Source organism: Enterocloster aldenensis, assembly GCF_003434055.1.
Taxonomy (GTDB): Bacteria; Bacillota; Clostridia; order Lachnospirales; family Lachnospiraceae; genus Enterocloster; species Enterocloster aldenensis.
Genome location: NZ_QVEX01000024.1, coordinates 1 through 22,527 on the forward strand (window position 1 = coordinate 1; position 22,527 = coordinate 22,527).

Consider the following 22,527-nt stretch of genomic DNA (forward strand, 5'->3'; position numbering starts at 1 on the left):
AGGTACTAGGGTGTGTTTGAAAATTGCTTTCCGTCAGATGGTATTTATATAAATATGACTTTCTTACTTGATAATTTTTGTCAAATTTGGTATAATATTACATATGAATTGTTATATCTTTAACAATTAAGGCGGAATGGACATGATGATAACAAGAGAATCCGATTATGCGGTGCGCATGATCCGCGCCCTGAAGGACGGGGAGCAGCTGACCATTGAGCAGATATGCCGGAAGGAGCAGGTGCCGAGGCAGTTTGCCTATAAGATTTTAAAGAAGCTGGAGAAGGCAGGACTGGTGCGTATCCGCAGGGGAGCGGGCGGCGGATGCAGCCTGGGACGCGGCCTTGATGTGCTTACGCTTCTGGATGTCATACGTGCCACGGATGAGGAATTTTTCCTTAATCCCTGCCTGAAGCAGGGGTATCGGTGTGAATATGCAGAGGGCAGCGGCCATAATTGCCTGGTCCACTGTGAACTGGCCAGGGTACAGGCAATCCTGGAGCGGGAACTGCAGCACAGGACGCTGGCAGAGCTGTTTTGCTGACCGGGAAATCCATATCCCCCTATTTTTTAATTGAAAAGTGGACTGTTTTTATCCACTTTACGGTATAGATTATTTTACCATTTAACCCAAACCAATAGTTTCATCCAAAACTTCAAGTAGGAGGTATTTACCATGAACAATTGTTACAGCTGCACAACCTGCAAAAGCGCAGATAAACCACTGGAAGGATACATAGCAGGACTTCCAATGGAGACATCCCACCACAGGGTGGAGGGCCAGTCCGTCAAATGCGGCTTCGGGCTTCAGGGTGTCTGCTGCCGTCTCTGTTCCAACGGTCCATGCCGCATCACCCCGGAAGCGCCCCATGGCATCTGCGGCGCGTCGGCAGACGTAATCGTGGCGAGGAATTTCCTGCGCGCCGTTGCGTCCGGCTCCGGCTGTTATATCCATGTCATTGAGACCACTGCCCTGAACCTGAAGCAGACCGCCCTGGCAAAGGGGGAGATAAAGGGCATGAACGCGTTAAAGCATCTGTGCGGGCTTTTTGGAATCCGGGAAAGCGACCCGTACACAGAGGCAGCGGCCGTGGCCCAGGCCGTGCTGGATGATTTATACCTGCCGGATTACGTGCCCATGAAGCTGCAGCAGAAGCTGGCCTACGGTCCGCGCCTTGAAAAATGGAGGGAGCTTGGCATCCTGCCCGGCGGGGCCAAATCCGAGGTCTGTGCAGGCGTGGTAAAATGCTCCACCAACCTGAACTCGGATCCGGTTGACATGCTGCTCCACTGCCTGAAGCTTGGTATATCCACCGGTGTGTACGGCCTTATGCTGACCAATCTCCTCAATGATGTGATGCTGGGGGAACCGGAAATCATGCCTGCTCCTGTTGGGCTTGGCGTCATTGACCCGGATTACATCAATATCATGATAACAGGCCATCAGCACTCCATTTTCGTGCATCTTCAGGAACAGCTTAAGAAGCCGGAGGTCCAGGAACTGGCCAGGTCGGCCGGCGCAAAAGGTTTCCGTCTGGTTGGCTGTACCTGCGTGGGTCAGGATCTGCAGCTGCGGGGCGTGCATTACCAGGATATATTCAGCGGTCATGCCGGCAATAACTATACCAGTGAGGCCGTGCTTGCCACAGGGGCCATTGACGCGGTGCTCAGCGAATTCAACTGCACCCTTCCGGGAATTGAGCCCATCTGTGACTCACTGCATATTAAGCAGATATGCCTGGATGACGTGGCCAAGAAGCAGAACGCCCAGCTGAAACCATTTATATTTGAGGAAAGGGAACGGATCAGCAGGGAAATCATAGAGGAAGTGCTGGCTTCTTACAGGGAGCGCAGGTCATGCGTGCCCCTCAACCTTCTTAAGGGCCATGGCAACCAGAACACCATTACAGGCGTAAGCGAGGTTTCCCTGAAAAAGTTCCTGGGAGACAGCTGGAAACCCCTGATTGACCTGATTGCATCCGGCGATATCAAGGGGATTGCAGGTGTGGTGGGATGCTCCAACCTGACAGCCGGAGGCCATGATGTGCTGACCGTGGACCTGACAAAGGAACTGATTGCCAGGGACATCCTGGTACTGACCGCCGGCTGTTCCTCAGGCGGCCTGGAAAACTGCGGCCTTATGAGACCTGAGGCGGCGGAGCTTGCAGGACCAAAACTTAAGGCAGTCTGTCAGTCCCTTGGGATTCCGCCCGTACTTAACTTCGGGCCATGCCTTGCCATCGGAAGGCTGGAGATGGTGGCAACCGAGCTTGCGTCCGCCCTTGGGGTGGATATCCCCCAGCTCCCCCTGGTGCTTTCCGCCGCCCAGTGGCTGGAAGAACAGGCCCTGGCCGACGGCGCCTTTGGCCTGGCCCTGGGGCTTCCCCTTCATCTGGGGCTTCCTCCCTTCATAACGGGCAGCAGCCTGGTGACCAAGGTCCTTACAGAGGATATGAAGGCCCTGACCGGAGGCCAGGTCATTGTCAACAGCGATGCAGTGGAAACCGCAGGGATATTGGAACAGATCATTGAAGAAAAACGGAAAGCGCTGAATATATAGGAGGGGTGGCTATGAAACGAATATGGATTGACGCCTGCAAGTGCGATGGCTGCCTGAACTGCACACTTGCCTGTATGAATGCCCACAGGGCGGACAAAGGCAGCATATATGACCTGGATCTGGCGGACCCGTCCAATGAGGGCCGCAATTTCATCCACAGGCAGCCGGACGGCACGTACCGGCCCGTGTTCTGCCGGCATTGTGATGAGCCGGAATGTGTAAACTCCTGCATGAGCGGCGCACTAAGCAAAAATCCGGAAACAGGGATTGTGGAGTATGACGAAAGACGCTGTGCCGGCTGTTTCATGTGTGTGATGAACTGTCCCTTTGGCGTCCTGAAGCCGGACAGCGCCACTAAGAGCCGGATCATAAAGTGTGATTTCTGCAAGGACAGCGGCAGTGAGCCAAGCTGCGTTAAGGCATGTCCAAAAAAGGCAATCTGGGTAGAGGAGGTGCGGTCATGAGGTATGTGGTTGTTGGAGCCGGCGCAGCCGGGATCAGCGCGGCAAGGACGCTGCGCCAGCTGGACCGGGAAGGGGACATTGTCCTGGTATCCAAAGATGATAAAGTCCATTCCCGCTGTATGCTGCACAAATATCTGGGCGGCCAGAGGACGGCGGGGGAGATTGACTTTACGCCGCCGGATTTCTTTGAGTCGTTGGGCATTGACTGGATTGCAGGAAAGGCCATGACAAGGCTTCACTGTGAGGAAGAGAGGATTGAACTGGACGATGGGACATTGATACCATATGACAGGCTATTGATATGCAGCGGCGCATACTATCTGGTCCCCCCCGTGCCGGGGCTTAGGGAGGCAGGAAATGTTTACGGGTTCCGTGACCTGTCAGATGCAGAAGCAATTAAAAATGCCGCCGGCCCGGGGATGAAGGCTGTGATCATAGGTTCGGGCCTGGTGGGCATGGACGCTGCGTATGCGCTTTTAGAAAAGGGGATAAGCCCTGTGATCGTGGAGATGGCAGACCGTATCCTTCCGCTTCAGCTGGATGGCCTGGCCGCAGCCGAATACCAGAAGCTCTTTGAAACCCATGGCTGCAGGTTCCGGCTGCCAGCCAAGGCCTCGGGAACACGTCTGGATGCTGACGGGAATGCGCGGGCCCTGATCCTTGACACCGGGGAAGAACTGGAATGTGATTTCATCATAGTGGCGGCAGGGGTCCGCCCGGAAATCCGATTCCTGGAGAACAGCAGGGTTGGGACCGGAAGGGCCATAACCGTGAACCAATACATGGAAACCACGGTTCCCCATGTCTATGGGGCCGGTGATGTCTGCGGCCTGTCCGGAATCTGGCCCAATGCAATGAAGCAGGGAGTGGCCGCGGCCAAAAACATGTGCGGGATCCCCACGGTTTATGACGACACCTATGCCATGAAAAATACCATGAATTTCTTTGGCCTGCCCGCCCTCTGTATCGGTGACATCAACCGCAGGGGGGACGGCACCCAGGTCATCACTGAGGAAGACAGGTGCAATTACAGGAAGGCGCTGGTGGAGGATGGGATCCTTAAAAGCATACTCCTGCTTGGCGACATATCGGGAAGCGGCATCTACCAGTACCTGATTAAGAACCAGATAAAGCTGCCAGTCACTGGCCGGGATATCTTCCGCCTTTCTTTTGCGGATTTTTACGGGTTTGACAAGGCAGATGGAGGATATGCCTGGAACTGCCTATAAATCCTCCAGATACCAGGTCCCCTCCAGGAATTCAGCCGGAACCCCGGCCTTTGCAAAATAACCGGTCATGGCCATGCAGGCAAATTTTTCCGTGGAATAATGGGTTGCCCCAATGACATTGACCCCATGGTCCCTGGCCAGCCGGTGGAACGCAAGGGTCGGCTCAAAGTGGGGCAGGGGTTTGGTGAAACCGGTGATATAACAGTGTACGTCCTTCTGCGCAAGTTCGGTAATGACAAATGGGTAGCTTCCGCCGCCTGCGGCAATGGCTACCCTGCCGTCCTTGATGGAGGGCTCACCGTATGGGTACAGCTTTGTATCGTGCCCCACCGTGCGTGACACAAGGTCCTGAAGTTCCAGGACAGAAGACATATCGGTCCGGCAGATGACACCCGCCTGGGTATGTTCATCATACCGGCAGAAGGGTTCCGCAATCCGCAGTCCCAGCGCCTTTGCAAGACTGACAGAAGTGGAGTATTCCCCGTACTGGTCCAGGGGCGTGTGCAGCATGTAGAATGAAATCCGCCGTTTTTTCATTTCCTTAAGATAATCCAAGGGAATGTCATGGAACGGGAAACCTTCATCTGATGCAATGTATTCCATTGCATGATGGGCGAACAGCAGCACATCTGTCTCATTTCTCCTAAAAATCTCATCTATGACTGCCTTGTCTGGAAATGTGGCAGTATAAACTTTCCGGATGTGTTCCGTGTTATCAGCCACCAGTCCCATGTACCTGCTTTTAAATTCAGGAAAAATGAAATCATTGTCAAGGGACATGAAGCTCCAGTCATCCTTCATGTCCTTCAGGTTAAAATCCAGTTCCAGTCTGCGGTACAGGCTCCGTGAATCCATAGGCGTCCTCCTTTGGGCGGTTTTGATTATTTTACCTATTCTATCACATTGCAGATTTACCTGCCACCTAAAAATAGGTCTGTTTCCATTTCAAGAGTTTTTTACTTTCATGTATATTTTATTGATGAAAGAATGGACAATAGTTTCAAATGGTTTTATAATGTACATGATATGGTTAGTGTTTGAAACCTTTGAACAGACACAGCCAAACAAGAATTGGAAGGAGAACGAAAAATGAGTGAATGTAACCACGACTGCGGTTCCTGCAGTGCCAATTGCGAGAGCCGTACCGTTGATAAAAGTGAATTCCTGGAGGCGCTGAATCCAGCCAGTTCCGTGAAAAAGGTAATCGGTGTGGTCAGCGGCAAGGGAGGGGTGGGAAAATCCCTGGTAACTTCCATGATGGCTGTCAGCATGAACCGCAAGGGCAGGAAGACTGCCATCCTGGACGCGGATATTACGGGGCCGTCCATCCCCATGGCATTCGGCATAGGCAATGAGGGCGTCATGACTTCGCCGGACGGCAAGCTGATGCTGCCGGCCAGATCCATGGAAGGTGTGGAAATCATGTCCGCCAACCTGCTTCTTGATAAGGATACGGATCCTGTTATCTGGAGAGGGCCTGTGATTGCGGGCGCTGTTAAGCAGTTCTGGTCAGAAACCCTGTGGCAGGACATTGATTACATGTTTGTGGATATGCCTCCCGGGACAGGCGATGTCCCGCTGACCGTATTCCAGTCCCTGCCGGTGGACGGCATTATCATCGTTACCTCGCCCCAGGAGCTGGTAAGCATGATTGTGGCAAAGGCAGTGAATATGGCCAAGAAGATGGATATCCCCATTGTGGGAATCGTTGAGAACATGAGTTATCTGGAGTGTCCTGACTGCAAGAAGCGCATCAGCGTATTCGGCGAAGGCCATGTGGAAGAGGTGGCGAAGGAACACGGCATACAGGTCCTTGCGCAGATTCCCATTGACCCCATGATTGCCCAGATGGTAGATGCGGGACGGGTGGAATACCTGGATATGCCGTGGTTTGGGCATGCAGTGGAGATAGTCGGGGCACTGTGATACCTATGGTGCGGTATCATGCGCAGTAGTATCATGAGCAGCGGCATCGTACACAGCGGCACCATGAGCAGCGGCATCGTACGCAGTAGCATCATGTGCAGCGGCGCCTGAGGGTATCGGACAGGATGTATGAGATAAAATTGCAACAGATAATGAGGCGAACCGATGAATATGAACATTAACATGAATCCCAACAGCGAACTTCATCAGTCCATCGTCAATGTGCCGGATCTGGTACAGGTGCCGGAAGTCTGGGTAAACCAGGCGCGTCAGTTTCAGCAGGCAATGATGAGGTATACCTGCGCAATCCGTGAAGTGAAGACAAAGCTGGAAGTGCTCAATGATGAATTGTCTGTGAAGAACCAGCGCAATCCCATTGAGATGATTAAATCCAGGGTGAAGAAACCCGTGAGCATTGTGGAGAAGCTTCAGCGCAGAGGGTTTGAGGTTTCGCTGGATTCAATGGAAAAGAACCTGGATGATGTTGCGGGAATCCGCATCATCTGCTCCTTTGTGGATGATATCTATGAAGTGGCCGACATGCTTGTGCGCCAGGATGATGTGACTGTAATCATGGTCAAGGACTATATTAAGAACCCGAAGCCCAACGGCTACCGGAGTTACCACATGATCATAGAGATTCCTGTGTTTTTTTCCGACAGCAAGAAGCCAATCCGGGTGGAGGTGCAGATCCGCACCATTGCCATGGATTTCTGGGCCAGCCTGGACCATCAGCTGAAGTATAAGAAATCATTTATTGACGACAATGGAGAAATCAGTGAGGAACTGAGAAAGTGCGCTAACGTGATTGCTGAGACCGACCAGAAGATGCTTGCGATACGCAAGCGGATTGAGGCCCAGGGCGTTACGGTGCGCAGGGACTGATGACGGGCGGCAGCCCCGGTAACAGGATATTGCCCCAGAGACAGCTAATATAAGTAATAGGACAGGGTTTCCGTTATGCGGAACCCTGTTTTTCTGTAGAGGCCAAGGGCCGGTGCATTGGTTCCTGATACCTGCAGGCGCAGGCGCCGGCATCCCTGTCCTGCCAGCCTGGACATGATGTGGTATAAAAACCATGTTCCCAGACCTTTCTTACGGTGCCGGGGAAGGATTTCCAGCCCGTAGAGGTAAGCGCCGGTCCCATGGACAACAATCCGGCAGGTCCCGGCAGGCAGGCGGTCACGGGAGTCCGTAAGGGAATCGGGACACGACCTGTCCGTGGCAGAGGAATCCCCTCCGGGGGTAATCCACATGGTCAGGGACATTTCCCCATCCTCCTCCAGGCATTCTGCAAAGACATGATAGCGGCTGTCCAGGTTCTGCAGCCCCGGTCCTTCCTCTGCCAGGGGGAGGTCAATCTCCATCATATATTCATCATATAAGAATTCCGCATCCAGATGCCGGAGCACCTTAAGTGTATCCGGGCATCGGTTGTCCGTGACAAAGCACAGGTCAGGTCCGCCTTCCTCCTGGCTGTCCCTGCACGCCTGTTCCAGCAGCGCATGGAAATACCCCTGGTTCCGGCAGCCGGGACGGGTAAATGCGCTGCATTCCCAGGAGGAACCATCCATCTTATAGACAGCGAGAAAGGCCTGCATCCGGCTGCCGTCCCCATATAAAAGCCAGAAATGATCCCCGTCCCCTGGACAGGACAGGGTTGTGCCGTCTGTTTGGCGGCAGAGGTCGGTGATGGTGCGTATGTCATGGGCCTGTTCCCGGGATAATGATGGTGTATGGATGATCTTCATGGCGTTTTCCTTTCTTTTTCCATCCGCACAGACCCTAAGGTCTGTGCGGATGCAGCAAAATGATATCTTCTTATTGTAGGGGATGGGACGGAAAAATGCAACGGTGCAGGATTGTATTTCTTGTGTATTTCGCAATCTACGGGTTGAATCTGGAAAAACCGGGTGGTAGAATAAAAGCCATGTGCGGGGCAGATCCGACATTTCTCCGCCAAAAGCATCAGAAGGAAGGCATAAAGATGAAATATGTAAAACAGATTGGAATTGTTCTGGGCATTACCATGGCAGGCGAGGTCCTGTACCAGGTGCTGCCCCTGCCTGTCCCGGCAGGCGTGTATGGGCTGTTTATCATGCTGGCAGCCCTTATGGGCGGGGCAGTGAAACTGGAAAGCGTGGAGGGAACCGGCAATTTCCTCATGGACACCATGACCATGATGTTCATACCAGCCACCGTGGGAATCGTGGAATCCATAGCCGAGGTCAGGGCTGTGCTGGTTCCGTTCCTTGTGATTATAGCTGTCAGCACCGTACTGGTCATGATCGTGACCGGCCGGATGGCCCAGTGGGTCATGGGGCGCAAGGAAGCAAAGCAGGGGATAAAAGGGGGAAATGCAGCATGAGCACTATAAGGGACAGCATCCGTCTTATATTAGAACAGTCCCAGTATTTTGGCCTGGTCCTAAGCATCGGGGCGTATCTGTTTGCCTGCTGGCTGAAGAAAAGGACCGGACTGGCAATCCTGAATCCGCTGCTGGTTTCCGCCGCGCTTATAATTGCCTGTATATTTGGAGTAGGAATGGATTATGAAACATATAATAAGGGTGCATCGTATCTGAGCTGGCTTTTGACCCCTGCAACCGTATGTCTGGCAATCCCGCTTTATAAGCAGCTGCATCTGCTCAAAGAGCATGGGGATGCGGTTGTCCTGGGAATCACGGCAGGTGTGGCGACCAGCGCGGTCAGCGTTTTCCTGCTGTGCCGGGTCCTGGGGCTGACCCACACACATTATGTGACCCTGCTGCCAAAGTCCATTACCACGGCAATCGGCATGGGCGTCAGCGAGGAGGCCGGCGGCATCGTGACCCTGACGGTGATGAGCATCGTGCTCACCGGCGTCCTGGGCAACATGGCCGGCGAATCCATATTAAGGCTTGCCAGGATACACCATCCCGTGGCCAAGGGCCTTGCCCTTGGAACCAGCGCCCATGCGGTGGGGACGGCCAAGGCCCTGGAGCTGGGGGAAATCGAAGGCGCCATGAGCAGCCTTTCCATTGCAGTGGCCGGGCTGATGACCGTGATTGTGGTGCCTCTGGCGGCAAATCTGATAAAATGATAATAAGACGGTTCAACAGACATTAGTTAAGAAGGGAGCGTGGCCGCATGAAGAAACGCAGTGAAGTGGAAATCAAGGACACATGGAAGCTGGAGGATATGGTTGCCAGCGACAGCCAGTGGGAACAGTTGTTTGAGGAGGCATCCTCCAGGGTGAAACAGTATGCGGATTATAAGGGAAGGCTGGATGAATCCGCGGATACGCTGTACGCGTGCCTGAAGTTTGACGATGAGATATCCAGGGAGACGGAACTGCTCTATGTATACTCCAGGATGCGCTCCGACCAGGACACGGCAGACCAGAAATACCAGGATATGTTTTCAAGGGCCCAGTCCCTGTCCTACCGGGCCTCTGAGCATTCCTCCTATATCGTGCCGGAAATCCTTGCCATTCCAAAGGAAACGCTGGACGCATACATGAAGGCGGACAATGGGATCAGCCATTTTAAGCGTGCGCTTGAAATGGTGCTGAACAAAAGGGAGCATACCCTTTCCGGGGAAATGGAGGAACTGCTGGCCCAGTCCTATGACGCTACCCAGGGAGCCAGCCAGATATTTACCATGTTCAACAATGCGGATGTGAAATTCCCTGTGATTACAGGAGAGAACGGGGAGGCTGTGCAGATAACCCACGGCAACTACATTTCCCTGATGGAGAACCAGGACCGCAGGATCAGGAGGGATGCCTTTGAGGGGCTTTACAGTGTGTATGCCCAGTATTCCAACACCTTGTCAGCTGCATTTTCCTCCAATATCAAACAGGCCGTGTTCTATGCCAGGGCAAAGAAATATGAGTCCGTCAGACAGTATTACCTGGCGGAAAATGAGGTCCCGGAACTGGTTTATGATAATCTGGTCCGGGCGGTGAGGGATAACCTTCCAAAGCTTCACCGCTACGCAAGACTGCGCAAAAAGCTTCTGGGCGTGGAGGAGCTTCATATGTACGACCTGTATGTGCCCATGGTAGCTGAATTTGACCGCCGTTATACCTATGAGGAGGCCAAATCCATTGTAAAAGAGGGTCTGGCCCCGCTGGGAGAGGAATATCTGTCCATCCTGCAGGAAGGTTTTGACAGCCGTTGGATTGATGTGTATGAAAATGAAGGGAAAAGAAGCGGGGCGTATTCCTGGGGGACTTATGGCAGCCATCCTTATGTGCTCCTTAATTTCCACGGCACGCTGAATGACGTGTTTACACTGGCCCATGAGATGGGACACTCCATACACAGCTGGTATTCTGATAAAAACCAGCCGTTTACCTATGCCGGTTATAAGATTTTTGTGGCGGAAGTGGCATCCACCTGCAATGAGGCGCTTTTGATCCGCCACATGCTTAAGAAGGCGGGAAGCAGGGAAGAGAAGGCATATCTGCTGAATCATTTCCTGGAAAGCTTCCGTGGAACCTTGTTCCGCCAGACCATGTTTGCTGAGTTTGAGGACATGGCCCACAGGAAAGGGGCTGCCGGGGAAAGCCTGACAGCGCAGAACCTTTGCCAGATGTACCGCCAGCTGAATGTGGATTATTTTGGGCCGGAAATGAATGTGGATGCCCAGATCGACTATGAATGGGAGAGGATTCCCCATTTTTATACCCCGTTTTATGTATATCAGTATGCAACCGGGTTTTCCGCGGCAGTGGCAATCAGCAGCAGGATCATGAAAGGGGAAGAGGGCGCGCTGGAGGGCTATAAGAAATTCTTGAGCGGCGGCTGTTCCATGACGCCCATTGAACTGTTAAGACTTTGCGGTGTGGATATGTCCACCACCAGGCCTGTGGATGAGGCGCTGTCATTTTTTGGGGAGCTGCTGGATGAATTTGAGGGGCAAAGATGAGTCGGGATACGTTAAGAGAAAACGCCTCAGGGCGTCAGCTGAAAAAACAGGTTGACCTGACAGGGGGCAATCCGGGCAAAAGTCTCCTGATGTTTGCATTTCCCATGATTCTGGGCAACCTGTTCCAGCAGTTTTACAATATGGCGGATTCCATGATTGTGGGTAACTTTGTGGGGGAGGACGCACTGGCGGCAGTGGGTGCCTCCTATGCCCTGACCAATGTGTTCATCATGATTGCCATTGGCGGCGGCAACGGCGCCTCGGTGCTCACCTCCCAGTACCTGGGCGCCAGGCAGCATGGGAAGATGAAGACATCCATCTCCACCGCCCTTATCACATTCCTGGCCGTCAGCCTGGTATTAGGCGGCCTGGGATTTGCCATGAACGGGACAATCCTGACAGCCCTTAATACGCCGGAAAACATAATGGGCCAGGCCAGGCTGTACCTGGGGATTTATTTCCTGGGACTGCCGTTCCTGTTCATGTACAATGTGCTGGCAGCTATTTTCAATGCCCTGGGGGATTCCAGGACGCCCTTGTATCTTTTGATATTTTCCTCCATCCTGAACGTGGTCCTGGATATCATCTCCGTTACATGGCTGGGCATGGGCGTGGACGGGGTTGCAATTGCCACGGTCATGGCCCAGGGCATCTCAGCCCTGATTTCCTTTGGTCTGCTGCTGAGGAAGCTGAAGGGGTATGAACGCGCCCAGGAGGACGGTTTCCGGTTCTATGACAGGGCCATGCTGGGCTCAGGCACCAGGATTGCGGTGCCGTCCATCCTGCAGCAGTCCATTGTTTCCATCGGAATGCTGCTGGTACAGTCTGTTGTCAATGGATTCGGCTCCGCGGCGCTGGCCGGATACTCTGCCGGAAGCCGCATCGAATCCATCTGCGTGGTGCCCATGATTGCCACGGGCAATGCAGTGTCAACCTTCACGGCCCAGAACATTGGCGCGGGAAAGCTGGAGCGTGTAAAGGAAGGGTACCGTGCAAGCTACCGGATCATATTGGGGTTTGCTGTCATCATTGCAGTGGTGGTATCCCTGTCAAACGGCGCGGTAATTGCATCCTTCCTGGGCGGGGATATGAGCCCGGAGGCATATGCGGCGGGTACGGGATATCTGTCCTTTATCGCTTACTTTTTCCTGTTCATTGGGCTTAAGGCGGTGACGGACGGTGTGTTGCGCGGGTCCGGTGATGTGCTGGTATTCACCATTGCCAATCTGGTCAATCTGGGAATCCGCGTTTTCGCGGCATTCCATTTTGCGCCTGTGTGGGGCGTTGCGGCTGTGTGGTACGCAGTGCCTATGGGCTGGATTGCCAACTATGTGATTTCCTTTAGCCGGTATCTGACCGGGAAGTGGAAGGATAAGAAAGTGATATAGGATAGGAAAGGGATGCAAAAAGGATGGGAAAGATTGAGTTAAGGAAATGGACGTTCCATGATAAGGAAAACCTTATGGCAATATGCAATGCGGTCAACCGAGGTTACCTGTCCAACCGGCTGCCGTTTCCATATACGGAGTCAGATGCCAAATGGTGGCTGGACATGGTGGAAGAGCACGATGGAAAAGACGGTATCTTCCGCGCTGTCTTGGTGGATGGGACCATTGTGGGCAATATTTCTGTTGAACAGAAATCAGATGTTTATGGGAAAGATGCGGAAATCGGCTACCTGCTTATTACGGAGAAATGGTCGCAGGGAATCATGACAGAGGCAGTGGGACAGATATGCAATCTTGCATTTTCCTCATTAGATATCATCCGTATTACCGGGCTGGTCTATGAACCGAACAGCGGTTCACGCAGGGTCCTGGAAAAGAACGGGTTTATATTGGAGGGAATCCTGAAACATGCAGTGGTAAAGGATGGCAGTATTTATAATCTCTGCATTTATGGAAAACTGAGATAAGTCCATGGTCCATCATACCATATCCGATCCACCCATATGGACAGACAGCCGGAGGAAAACGCCTCCGGCTGTCTTTTTAAAGGGGAATATCTATATTAAAAACCGGAAGGGCTGCATCACAAAGCCGACCACCTTCCATGCCGCCCTTTTATAAAACGGGACATAGGCCACCGTGATGTGTTCCGGTATGTCATAGGTGCCGTCCGGCAGGAGTCTCCTGCAGTCCGCCTCATAGGATTCCATATAATCCTCCAGCTGGGATGTAAGCTCAGGACTTTGGATGACCAGCATCAGTTCCGTGTCCATATAAGTGCTTCTCAGGTCAAAATTATAGGAACCAACGGCACACAGCTCATGGTCAATCAGAAGGGACTTGCCATGGTAGGAAAGGCCGCCGTCGTATTCCAGGATTTCCATACCGGTCCCGATGAAGGCTTTCTTATGCCTTGGATAATCGCTGGAAGCAAAGAAATTGTCCCCGTTTTCAACTGAATTGATCATCATGGTTACCGGCACATGGGACGTGACCTCTGTCAGGGTGTCATACATGTAGTTGTTGAATACCGCATAGGGGGTGTGGATCACCACCTGTTCCCTGGCGCTCCTCATCAACTCAGTCATGGTGTAGAAAACCACTGGTTCCTTTGCATAGATGTCAGTGGGGTTGGATACAAGTGTTATCTTCCCGGCAGGAACCGTGTGTTCTTCATAATAGGCAAGGGGAGCCGGCTGGGTGGAGGCCGGTATCTCCCTGTCATTGTCATTGATGTCCGGGTCAATGGGAAGGGCCGGACAGGCGGGCTGCCCAGGATTTTCCATTTCCCAGCCCAACAGTTCCGGATTTTTGTTTGCCAGCATATTATATCTGTCCCTTAAAACCCCGGCTGCCTTTTTAACGGAATCCTTTTCAGCCAGCGTTTCATCATCATGGAACAATGAGGATACATCCAGATTCCACACCTGGTTAAAGTAAGCCTCCACCTGGTTCAGGGAACTTTGGCTGGTCCCGGCAGTGCCGTGGGCTGTGTTATAGACCAGGACTTCCCGGTCATGGCTGCGGGAATTGGTGGGATAGGAGCCAATGAAGTAGTCAAAGGTATTACGGCCCCCAAGGATATAGCCGTAGTCATCGGCAATCACATATTTGTCATGCATCCTGCCCTGGGTCTTCCAGGGAAGGAGCAGGTTGATTTTGTTATAAATCTTAATCTCTATATTGGGATGGCTGGAAAGCGCGTAAAAATAGCTGTTCCGCTCCATGCGCACCAGCCCGGAAAAACCGTCAACCAGAATCTGTACCTTTACCCCCTGGTCTGCTTTATGGAGCATGACCGCCATGATATCCCTGGGGCTTTCACCGTCCCTGAAATCAAATGTGGACAGTATGATCCGTTCCTTTGCCAGGCTCATGAGGCGCATCCTCTCATCCCATGCGCTCTGATTGGTCTCCAGGATCATGGCCCTGTCACAGCCCGGTCCATCCTGATAAAAGGCGGAAGCAGAAGTATTGGCTTTCGTTATCCCGGAAACCGGTTTATAATGGTAAAAGGGTGCGGCCGCACCGATGACCAGATACAGGAATATAAATAGCAGGACGGTCATGGCCCTGTGTTTTTTAATCCATTTGATAATCATAAGGAACTCCTTTTGTGAGCATACTTTAAACAAATGGGAAACAACCTATAGGGTAATATACTAAGAATGGACAAGAAAGTCAAATCATTTAAAACGCATGAATGGGAAGGGAGCGCAGTACATGGGACAGACACTTTATCATAACGGGACCATACTGACCATGGAGGACCAAAAGCCGTGTGTGGGTGCGGTACTCACTGAAAATGGCAGGATTCTCGGCACCGGGGACTATGAAACCTTAAAGGACATGGCGCAGCCAGGGGTACAGACAGCAGATTTACAGGGAAATGTGATGCTGCCCGGATTCATTGACCCCCACAGCCATTTCACGGCCTGTGCCAGCCAGACCATGGAGGTGGATTTAAGCCATGCCGGGGATTTTGGGGAAATCATCCAATGCATCCAGGTTTTCATAAAGGAGCAGAAGATACCGGAGGGACAGTGGATACAGGCGGCAGGATATGACCACAACAGCCTGAGGGAAGGAACCCATCCCCGAAGGAAGGTGCTTGACAAAGCAAGTCCCAGGAACCCGCTGATTGTAAAGCATCAGTCGGGCCATATGGGCGTGTTTAATACCATGGCATTAAACCAGCTGGGCGTGGATGCCCAGACCCGGTCACCCCAGGGCGGATTCATTGAAAAAGAGGATGGGATTCCCACCGGATATATGGAGGAACGGGCGTTCCTGGAGTATCAGGATAAGGTTCCCATGCCATCGCCCGAGGCGTTCCTGAAAGCCTATGGCCGCGCCCAGGAGCTGTATGCATCCAACGGTATCACCACGGTCCAGGAAGGAATGCTGCCTGCAAAGCTTCTGCCGCTTTACCGGATGCTGGAAGGGTCCGGACTGCTGAAACTGGATCTGGTGGCTTATGCCGATATCCGGGAAAGCGATGCAGTGGCAGAGGCCATGAAGGATTATGTGAAATGTTACAAGAACCATATAAAACTTGGGGGCTATAAGATGTTCCTGGACGGATCCCCCCAGGGCAGGACGGCCTGGATGCGGGAACCATATGAGCAGGTGGAAGGGTGGGACCAGCCGGCTGATTATAAAGGGTACGGCACGCTCTCTGATGAGGAGGTATTGGCCGGCATCCTGAAGGCGGAAACGGATAAAATGCAGCTGCTGGCCCATTGTAACGGGGATATGGCCTGCCAACAGTATCTGAACCAGCTGGAGGCCGCGTACAGGTCTTTGGAGGAGCAGAAGGGCAATGCATGTTATCCCGGGGATATCCGTCCTGTCATGATCCACGCACAGCTCCTTTGTCAGGACCAGCTTCCCAGGGTAAAGGAATTAAAAGTAATCCCCTCCTTTTTCCTGGCCCATGTGTACCACTGGGGCGATGTGCATGTCCGCAATTTCGGCATCAGAAGGGCCAGCCATATTAGCCCGGCAGGCTCTGCCTTAAAGGAGGGGATTATATTTACCCTGCACCAGGACAGCCCGGTCATCAGCCCGGACATGCTGGAAACCCTATGGTGCGCCGTGAACAGGGAGACAAAAGGCGGCATGGTCCTTGGCAGGGAGGAATGCCTGCCTGTATGGGAAGCATTGAAGGCCCTGACCATAAACGGGGCTTATCAATATTTTGAGGAAGATGAAAAAGGCTCCATTGTCAACGGAAAGGTGGCTGATTTTGCAATCCTTGACCGCAATCCCATGTCCGTGGAACCGGAGGCCATAAGGGACATCCGGGTATTGGCCACGATTAAGGAGGACAGGCTGATATGGAAGAGACAGCAGGGCGGGGTGTGCGGAATGACAGGCTGATATGGATGAGACAGCAGGGGACGGCAGGATGTGAGGAATGGCAGGTCATATGGAGCGATAGGGCATATGGAGCGGCGGGGCATATGGAGCGGCGGGACACATATAAGAATAAGCCGCTTATGATGACAGAATGCAGGATGCCGTCCAGGTTGGGGGACCTGGCGGCATCCTGCATGACATAAGATATATATTAAAAGGGAGTGGTGGTAAAAAAAGTGGAACGGTTATAATATACGCGGGATTGTTTACTGCATGCAGTACCGTCAGCCCGATTACAGTATATCGATATACTTTGGCGTATCTTCTACCTTAGGACTATCCTTTGGTACCTGAAGCTTTAGGATGCCGTTTTCAAAACCAGCCTTGATATCTTCCTGTCTGATCTGTTCTCCCACAAAGAAGGATCTCTTGCAGGAACTGGTGTAGCGTTCCTTATGGATAACAGTACCACGCTCGTCCTTGTTTTCAGCGGAGCTGCTGGATTCAGCCGTAATGGTGAGATAGCCGTCCTTTAATTCAGCCTTGATATCTTCTTTCTTAAATCCGGGAAGTTCAATCTCCATTAAGTAGTTGCCGTCTTTTTCCATGATGTCGGTACGCATGATGGGAAGCTTCTTGCTGTCATTGCCCTTTTCGGTGGAACCGCTGAAAAATGGGTCATTGAAAAATTCATCAAATAAATTAAGTCCATAATTTCTTCTTGGGATTAACATCATAATCATATCCTCCTTACATATATGAAACTGTTTGAGTTGTTTTATTTTTCATAACTGTATTATAACACGATTGTTAGCACTGTCAAGAGGTGAGTGCTAATAAAAATATAAAAAAATTATTAACTCAGATCCATCCAGCAGTTTTACCTGGGAAGAATCTTTCTGCCTGAACCGCAGGGGACCATCATCCACTATTTCAGATACATGGTGATACGTTCCGCTGTCAGTATGAACTGTCCAGGTCTTCCTGCTGTACATTCACGCCGTCCACATAAAATTCACGGTAGTGCAGGGAGAGTGATATGGATTCATTGCCCTGGCTTGTTCCCCTCCCCATACATCCGTCTGGTCCTTGATTTCATGATATCATAAATTTTTTTTGGGTGAGGGGGGGGGCATTAACATTCCTTTAAGTAATCATTGAGATTTCTCACGCCAGAATAATCCTTCCGACTGAGCCAGGGGTTTTAAGATTTCCCGTACCCCGCTGCTTGGCTGGTATACAGTCATATGGAGGGAACGGCCTTCCAGGCAGATTAAGGTCTGCTCCTGTGTAAGAAGCAGGCCCAGTCCTCCCTTGCTGTTTTTCACGGCGTGGCGCACTGCTTTTTCCAGCCTTTCAGCGGATACGCCGCTGTGCCAGCCCTCTGTGTGCATGTCCATATCAAAATAACAGTGCAGTTTTACCAGCATGCGTGCCAGTTTACGGGCAAGACGTTTGGATTCACCGTTATCCAGGAACAGGCTTTCTGTTTCCAGATATATGCTGCTCCGGTCAGCCGGAACCTGTACCGGGAATACATCAATCACGGCATAAGGCTTCTGTAAAAGTCCTTCCATCAGGGAGTCCCTTTGCCTGTCCGGCGTTTTCCAGAAGTCTTTAAATTCCTTTTCTGTTATGGTTCCCCCTGTAATCAGAAGTTCATATGTCACGCCGCGCCAGCGGTAGGTGATGCCGGACCCGGTGTACCCGTTCTTCAGGTAAAAATCCCGGCGCTTCAGGCGCTGGCTGTGGTTGTCCGCATGTTTGTCCACGGCCTCGATATCCAGGATGATGCGGTTATCCGGTTTCAGGCTTCGGATGGCCTGAAGCGCCCTGGTGCCGCAGCCATTGCCCCTCAGGGATTCCTCAACCGCCAGGAACAGGATGTTAGTAAGGTCACCAAAGGTCAGCAGATAGAAAAATCCGCAGAATACATCCCCCTGGTAAAATGCAATGAAGTCCCCGTTTCCCTGGTGGCCATTTTCCAGATAACGGATAGGGATGCGTTCCTCTGGAGGAAATGCATTTTCATATAACGTTCTTACCTTTGTATAATCCTTGTGGCCTGCTGTCATTGTTTCTGTCCTGAACATGATTTTCCCCTATCTTTTTTACGTTGGTTTTTTTGATTCAATATGTCTGGTGGATGTTCCATAGCAGCCGCCCATAGGTAAACAGCGAACGTTCCTGGAGGTTGCCTTCTGTGTCCGCGTGCATTTCCATCCACTGGAATATCTTATGGATATTGCGGCTGGTCCGTTCCTTCTCCGGCAGTATGATGGAAGCGGATATCTCTGCAAATTCCCTGCTGGCCGGGCGTTCATTTTCCTTGGCCTGCCGGTAATAGCTGGTCATGGGCTGATAACCTGACAGCAGAAGGATGTTGAAGGTGGTGTAAAAATGCTGTCCATTCCAGCTTTCCAGTGTTTCCTTATGAAAAACCTCCCTGGCAATGCGCTGGTGGAGTTCGTGACGGCCGGATACAATGGAGTTCATACAGCACCAGGAACGGGTGAGCCCCATGAACCGGGACAGGCCCTCCCTTCCTGAGACGGCGGGGGAGAGGGAGCAGAACGCAAGGTCGTATATACTTTTAAGGCCGGCGGATTTTAAATCAAGGGATAAAAAGTCGCTGACAAGGAAACCGGTATTCATCTGCCCGCTCTCCTTTGTAAACAGACGGGCATATTCAATGGCCCGTGGGGAAATGTCCACGCCCACCACCATACGGGCGGTGCGGGCAAACTCTGAGACAAAACGTCCCGGGCCGCAGCCGATATCAATTACATCCGTATCCGGTCCCAGGACCCCTGCCTGCTTCAGATAAGCAGCGGTTTCCCTGACCCTGGCCATGGATTTGCCGGAACCGTTGTCCTTAAGGTTGGCTGTCCAGAAGTTCTGTTTCCAGTTTTTCATCCTCTTGTCCCATATGTCTGCCGTATGGTCAGGGCAGCCGCTCCTGTTATTTCCCTGCAGTTCAAACATGTGCTCCAGTTCCCTGTCTTTGTGGAATTCACTCATGATGGTTTCTCCTGATCCTGTTCCTGATTTATGTATGGTAAAGTAGTATTAGCATACAATAAAAATCCGGAAGAGTAAATACGTTCCGCCCTTGAAACACGGTACTTTATATGTTAGAATGAGGAAAGGGTTTTTTCAGTACCCATACATAAGGAGGAAACTATGATTAGCCAGTTGATTGAAAAGATAAAAAAGACCAATGCCCCCATCTGTGTCGGACTTGATCCGATGCTGTCCTATGTGCCGGAGCATGTGGTGAAGAAATCCTTTGACACCTACGGCGAGACCCTGAAAGGCGCTGCAGAGGCCATCTGGGAATTTAATAAGGAAATCATTGACCATACATGGGACCTGATTCCGGCCGTTAAGCCGCAGATTGCCATGTATGAGCAGTTTGGCATAGAAGGCCTTATTGTATATAAGAAGACAGTGGATTACTGCCACGAAAAGGGCCTGATTGTAATCGGCGACGCCAAGAGGGGCGACATTGGTTCCACATCTGCTGCATATGCAGCCGGACATCTGGGCAAGGTGCAGGTGGGAAGCAATGCATTCAGCGGATTTGACGTGGATATGCTGACTGTGAACCCATACCTGGGAACAGACGGCGTGAAGCCGTTTGTGGATGTGTGCAGCAGCGATGACAAGGGACTGTTCGTTCTGGTGAAGACCTCCAACCCAAGCAGCGGCGAGTTCCAGGACCGTCTCATTGACGGAAGGCCTTTATATGAGTGGGTGGCTGAAAAGGTGATGGAATGGGGGGAAGCCTCCATGGACGGCGTATACAGCAACGTGGGCGCCGTGGTTGGGGCCACCTATCCTGAGATGGGCAAGATCCTGCGCAGGCTTATGCCGCATACGTATTTCCTGGTGCCGGGGTACGGCGCACAGGGCGGTACGGCAGAGGATTTGAAGCACTGCTTTAATGAGGACGGGCTGGGCGCCATTGTAAACTCATCCAGAGGCATTATTGCCGCATATAAGCAGGAGAAGTATAAACAGTTTGGGCCGGAACAGTTTGGCGGGGCATCCAGACAGGCTGTTGTGGACATGGTGAATGATATTAACAGCGTACTGTAAATAACTGCAGCACCGGCAATACCTGCCGGTGCTGTAAGAACATAAAGATGGAGATTATCTATGGCAAAGATAAAGATGACAGCTGTGGTTACAGGACAGGAGCAGCTGACTGAGGATATATTTGATATGAGGATTCAGGCGGCCCGGATTGCGGAGGACGCTGTGCCGGGGCAGTTTGTCTCCCTTTATACCAAGGACGGCGCCAGGCTGCTTCCAAGACCGATCAGTCTGTGCGGCATTGACAGGGAGGCAGGGGAACTGCGCATGGTTTACCGCATTGCCGGCGCAGGGACAAAGGAGTTCTCTAAACTGAAGGCAGGGGATACCATCGATGTGCTGGGGCCTCTGGGCAATGGATTCCCCGTGGAGCCGGGAAAGAAGGCGTTCCTGATTGGGGGCGGCATTGGTATCCCGCCTATGCTGGAACTGGCAAAAGCTTTGGCAGAGGCCAACGCACGGTTGGATGGAAGCGCTTCGGCACAGGCTGGCGCGCAGCCGGACGGGGGCTTGCCGGAACAGGACGGCGGACGGGCCGGGCTGGTTCAGTCCATCCTGGGATACCGGGACAGCCAGATGTTCCTGAAGCATGAATTCGAGGAATTTGGGCCTGTCCATGTGGCAACCGAGGACGGAAGCGCCGGCACAAAGGGAAATGTGCTGGATGCCATCAGGGAACAGGGATTGTCAGCGGATATCATCTATGCCTGCGGACCCACCCCCATGCTCCGGGCGCTGAAAGCGTATGCAGCTGAGCAGGGCATCCCCTGTTTACTGTCCCTGGAAGAGAAGATGGCCTGCGGCGTTGGGGCCTGTCTGGCCTGCGTGTGCCAGTCAAAGGATGTGGACGACCATTCCCAGGTGCACAACAAACGTATCTGTAAGGACGGTCCCGTGTTCCTGGCAGATGAGATTGAACTATGACGGAGGTGGCCCGGAAGATGAATATGAGTGTAAAGATTGCCGGTGTGGAATTCCAGAATCCGGTGATGGAGGCGTCGGGCACATTTGGCTCCGGCATGGAATACGGTGAATTTGTGGATTTGAACAAGCTGGGGGCTGTTGTGACAAAGGGCGTGGCCAATGTGCCGTGGCCCGGCAACCCCACACCCAGGATTGCAGAGACTTACGGCGGGATGATTAATGCCATCGGGCTGCAGAACCCGGGGATTGATGTGTTTATCAAAAGGGATATCCCTTTCTTGAAACAATATGACACTAAGATAATTGTGAATGTCTGCGGCAGGACCACGGAGGATTACATTGACGTGGTGGAGCGGCTGGGAGATGAGCCGGTGGATATGCTGGAGATTAACATTTCCTGTCCCAATGTAAAGGAAGGCGGCATTGCCTTTGGACAGGACCCGAAATCGGCCCTGGCCATTACCAAGGCGGTGAAGGCACATGCAAAGCAGCCGATCATCATGAAGTTAAGCCCCAATGTGACGGACATCACGGTTATGGCCAAGGCTGTCCAGGATGGTGGAGCTGATGCCATTTCCCTGATTAACACCCTGACCGGCATGAAGATTGATATACACAAAAGGGCTTTTGCCCTGGCCAATAAGACGGGAGGACTTTCCGGTCCCGCCATCAAGCCCGTGGCCCTGCGCATGGTCTACCAGACAGCCCAGGCAGTGCAGGTGCCCATTATCGGCATGGGCGGTATCATGAATGGGGAGGACGCCCTGGAATTCATCCTGGCAGGAGCCAGCGCAGTGGCAATCGGCACAGCCAATTTCCACAATCCTTATGCCACGGTGGAGGCAGTGGAAGGAATCCGGTCCTATATGGAGCGGTATGGGATTGACGATATAAAACAGCTGATTGGGGCTGTGAGATAGCTGATTGAGCCGGCGGGGCGGCTGTGGCTGTGAGATAGCTGATTGAGACGGCGGAAAAGGTGGCCGCGGCATGAAAGCTGACATGGTCCGTATGTATGAAGGAGACCTGGATGGGGGATTCAATCCCCTGCCGGGTCTGTTTGTGTCACAGTAAAAATAAACTGATATGATACCTCTTAAGTAG

The 22,527-nt window shown here is 52.3% G+C and carries 22 protein-coding genes; 16 read left to right on the forward strand and 6 right to left on the reverse strand.

From position 1 onward, the window contains the following. Nucleotides 1–142 precede the first annotated feature (142 nt). The 4 genes from DWX59_RS26100 (at nucleotide 143) to DWX59_RS26115 (ending at nucleotide 4,253) form a co-directional block, all read left to right on the forward strand. On the forward strand, nucleotides 143–544 hold the full coding sequence (locus DWX59_RS26100; protein WP_117563084.1) for an RrF2 family transcriptional regulator: 402 nt from the start codon (nucleotides 143–145) through the stop codon (nucleotides 542–544). Nucleotides 545–676: 132 nt separating this feature from the next. Further along, nucleotides 677–2,560 carry an anaerobic carbon-monoxide dehydrogenase catalytic subunit gene (cooS, locus tag DWX59_RS26105; RefSeq protein ID WP_117563085.1) on the forward strand — a complete coding sequence of 628 codons (1,884 nt, stop codon included), beginning with the start codon at nucleotides 677–679 and terminating at the stop codon, nucleotides 2,558–2,560. Between the two features lie 11 nt (nucleotides 2,561–2,571). Then, nucleotides 2,572–3,024: a 4Fe-4S dicluster domain-containing protein gene (locus tag DWX59_RS26110; protein WP_117563086.1), complete on the forward strand. Its 453-nt coding sequence runs from the start codon at nucleotides 2,572–2,574 to the stop codon at nucleotides 3,022–3,024. Continuing rightward, nucleotides 3,021–4,253, forward strand: coding sequence for an NAD(P)/FAD-dependent oxidoreductase (locus DWX59_RS26115; RefSeq protein WP_117563087.1), 1,233 nt, complete (start codon nucleotides 3,021–3,023; stop codon nucleotides 4,251–4,253). Before DWX59_RS26110 ends, DWX59_RS26115 begins: the two co-directional genes overlap by 4 nt. Here DWX59_RS26115 and DWX59_RS26120 read toward each other — a convergent pair. Further along, entirely contained in the window at nucleotides 4,248–5,108 is an 861-nt protein-coding gene (locus tag DWX59_RS26120) for a Nif3-like dinuclear metal center hexameric protein (RefSeq protein ID WP_235845198.1), read from the reverse strand. The genes DWX59_RS26115 and DWX59_RS26120 overlap by 6 nt on opposite strands. 234 nt (nucleotides 5,109–5,342) lie before the next feature. Between DWX59_RS26120 and DWX59_RS26125 the strand changes: the two genes are divergently transcribed. Together DWX59_RS26125 and DWX59_RS26130 are read left to right on the forward strand one after the other, a co-directional pair. Next, a complete protein-coding gene (locus DWX59_RS26125; protein ID WP_117563088.1) occupies nucleotides 5,343–6,179 on the forward strand; it encodes an Mrp/NBP35 family ATP-binding protein in 837 nt (278 codons plus the stop codon). A gap of 171 nt (nucleotides 6,180–6,350) precedes the next feature. Then, the gene (locus tag DWX59_RS26130; RefSeq protein WP_117563135.1) at nucleotides 6,351–7,064 is read left to right on the forward strand and encodes a GTP pyrophosphokinase; all 714 of its coding nucleotides are present in this window, start codon (nucleotides 6,351–6,353) and stop codon (nucleotides 7,062–7,064) included. Nucleotides 7,065–7,108: 44 nt separating this feature from the next. Here DWX59_RS26130 and DWX59_RS26135 read toward each other — a convergent pair whose 3' ends face one another. Next, nucleotides 7,109–7,930 (reverse strand): GNAT family N-acetyltransferase, encoded by an 822-nt coding sequence (locus DWX59_RS26135; protein ID WP_117563089.1) that lies wholly within the window; start codon nucleotides 7,928–7,930, stop codon nucleotides 7,109–7,111. Nucleotides 7,931–8,166: 236 nt separating this feature from the next. Between DWX59_RS26135 and DWX59_RS26140 the strand changes: the two genes are divergently transcribed. From DWX59_RS26140 to DWX59_RS26160, 5 genes are read left to right on the forward strand one after another with little or no spacing between them, the layout of a single operon-like run. Continuing rightward, a complete protein-coding gene (locus tag DWX59_RS26140) occupies nucleotides 8,167–8,547 on the forward strand; it encodes a CidA/LrgA family protein (protein WP_117563136.1) in 381 nt (126 codons plus the stop codon). Nucleotides 8,548–8,552: 5 nt separating this feature from the next. Then, complete coding sequence (locus DWX59_RS26145) at nucleotides 8,553–9,260, forward strand: LrgB family protein (protein WP_117563137.1); 708 nt, start codon at nucleotides 8,553–8,555, stop codon at nucleotides 9,258–9,260. A gap of 47 nt (nucleotides 9,261–9,307) precedes the next feature. After that, nucleotides 9,308–11,092 (forward strand): oligoendopeptidase F, encoded by a 1,785-nt coding sequence (pepF, locus tag DWX59_RS26150; protein WP_117563090.1) that lies wholly within the window; start codon nucleotides 9,308–9,310, stop codon nucleotides 11,090–11,092. After that, on the forward strand, nucleotides 11,089–12,480 hold the full coding sequence (locus tag DWX59_RS26155) for an MATE family efflux transporter (protein WP_117563091.1): 1,392 nt from the start codon (nucleotides 11,089–11,091) through the stop codon (nucleotides 12,478–12,480). Before pepF ends, DWX59_RS26155 begins: the two co-directional genes overlap by 4 nt. A gap of 23 nt (nucleotides 12,481–12,503) precedes the next feature. Further along, nucleotides 12,504–13,007, forward strand: coding sequence for a GNAT family N-acetyltransferase (locus tag DWX59_RS26160; protein ID WP_117563092.1), 504 nt, complete (start codon nucleotides 12,504–12,506; stop codon nucleotides 13,005–13,007). Between the two features lie 90 nt (nucleotides 13,008–13,097). Here DWX59_RS26160 and DWX59_RS26165 read toward each other — a convergent pair whose 3' ends face one another. Further along, on the reverse strand, nucleotides 13,098–14,642 hold the full coding sequence (locus tag DWX59_RS26165) for a phospholipase D family protein (RefSeq protein WP_117563093.1): 1,545 nt from the start codon (nucleotides 14,640–14,642) through the stop codon (nucleotides 13,098–13,100). 121 nt (nucleotides 14,643–14,763) lie between these two features. On the opposite strand from DWX59_RS26165, the gene DWX59_RS26170 reads away from it, so the two are divergent. Both DWX59_RS26170 and DWX59_RS26175 read left to right on the forward strand, forming a co-directional pair. Further along, the gene (locus DWX59_RS26170; RefSeq protein WP_117563094.1) at nucleotides 14,764–16,422 is read left to right on the forward strand and encodes an amidohydrolase; all 1,659 of its coding nucleotides are present in this window, start codon (nucleotides 14,764–14,766) and stop codon (nucleotides 16,420–16,422) included. Beyond that, a complete protein-coding gene (locus DWX59_RS26175; RefSeq protein WP_117563095.1) occupies nucleotides 16,380–16,604 on the forward strand; it encodes a hypothetical protein in 225 nt (74 codons plus the stop codon). Before DWX59_RS26170 ends, DWX59_RS26175 begins: the two co-directional genes overlap by 43 nt. Before the next feature lie 90 nt (nucleotides 16,605–16,694). Here the strand turns inward: DWX59_RS26175 and DWX59_RS26180 are convergent, their stop codons facing one another. The 3 genes from DWX59_RS26180 to DWX59_RS26190 all read right to left on the reverse strand — a co-directional run bounded on the left by DWX59_RS26180 (nucleotide 16,695) and on the right by DWX59_RS26190 (nucleotide 19,422). Next, nucleotides 16,695–17,138, reverse strand: a complete 444-nt coding sequence (locus tag DWX59_RS26180; protein WP_117563096.1) for an Hsp20/alpha crystallin family protein — start codon at nucleotides 17,136–17,138, stop codon at nucleotides 16,695–16,697. Nucleotides 17,139–17,555: 417 nt separating this feature from the next. Beyond that, nucleotides 17,556–18,494: a GNAT family N-acetyltransferase gene (locus tag DWX59_RS26185; protein WP_117563097.1), complete on the reverse strand. Its 939-nt coding sequence runs from the start codon at nucleotides 18,492–18,494 to the stop codon at nucleotides 17,556–17,558. 37 nt (nucleotides 18,495–18,531) lie between these two features. Continuing rightward, entirely contained in the window at nucleotides 18,532–19,422 is an 891-nt protein-coding gene (locus DWX59_RS26190; RefSeq protein WP_117563098.1) for a class I SAM-dependent methyltransferase, read from the reverse strand. 162 nt (nucleotides 19,423–19,584) lie between these two features. On the opposite strand from DWX59_RS26190, the gene pyrF reads away from it, so the two are divergent. The 3 genes from pyrF to DWX59_RS26205 are packed head-to-tail and all read left to right on the forward strand — an operon-like array spanning nucleotide 19,585 to nucleotide 22,343. Then, on the forward strand, nucleotides 19,585–20,502 hold the full coding sequence (gene pyrF, locus DWX59_RS26195; RefSeq protein ID WP_117563099.1) for an orotidine-5'-phosphate decarboxylase: 918 nt from the start codon (nucleotides 19,585–19,587) through the stop codon (nucleotides 20,500–20,502). 60 nt (nucleotides 20,503–20,562) lie between these two features. Continuing rightward, nucleotides 20,563–21,423, forward strand: a complete 861-nt coding sequence (locus tag DWX59_RS26200; RefSeq protein ID WP_117563100.1) for a dihydroorotate dehydrogenase electron transfer subunit — start codon at nucleotides 20,563–20,565, stop codon at nucleotides 21,421–21,423. A gap of 17 nt (nucleotides 21,424–21,440) precedes the next feature. Continuing rightward, on the forward strand, nucleotides 21,441–22,343 hold the full coding sequence (locus tag DWX59_RS26205; protein ID WP_117563138.1) for a dihydroorotate dehydrogenase: 903 nt from the start codon (nucleotides 21,441–21,443) through the stop codon (nucleotides 22,341–22,343). Nucleotides 22,344–22,527 lie beyond the last annotated feature (184 nt).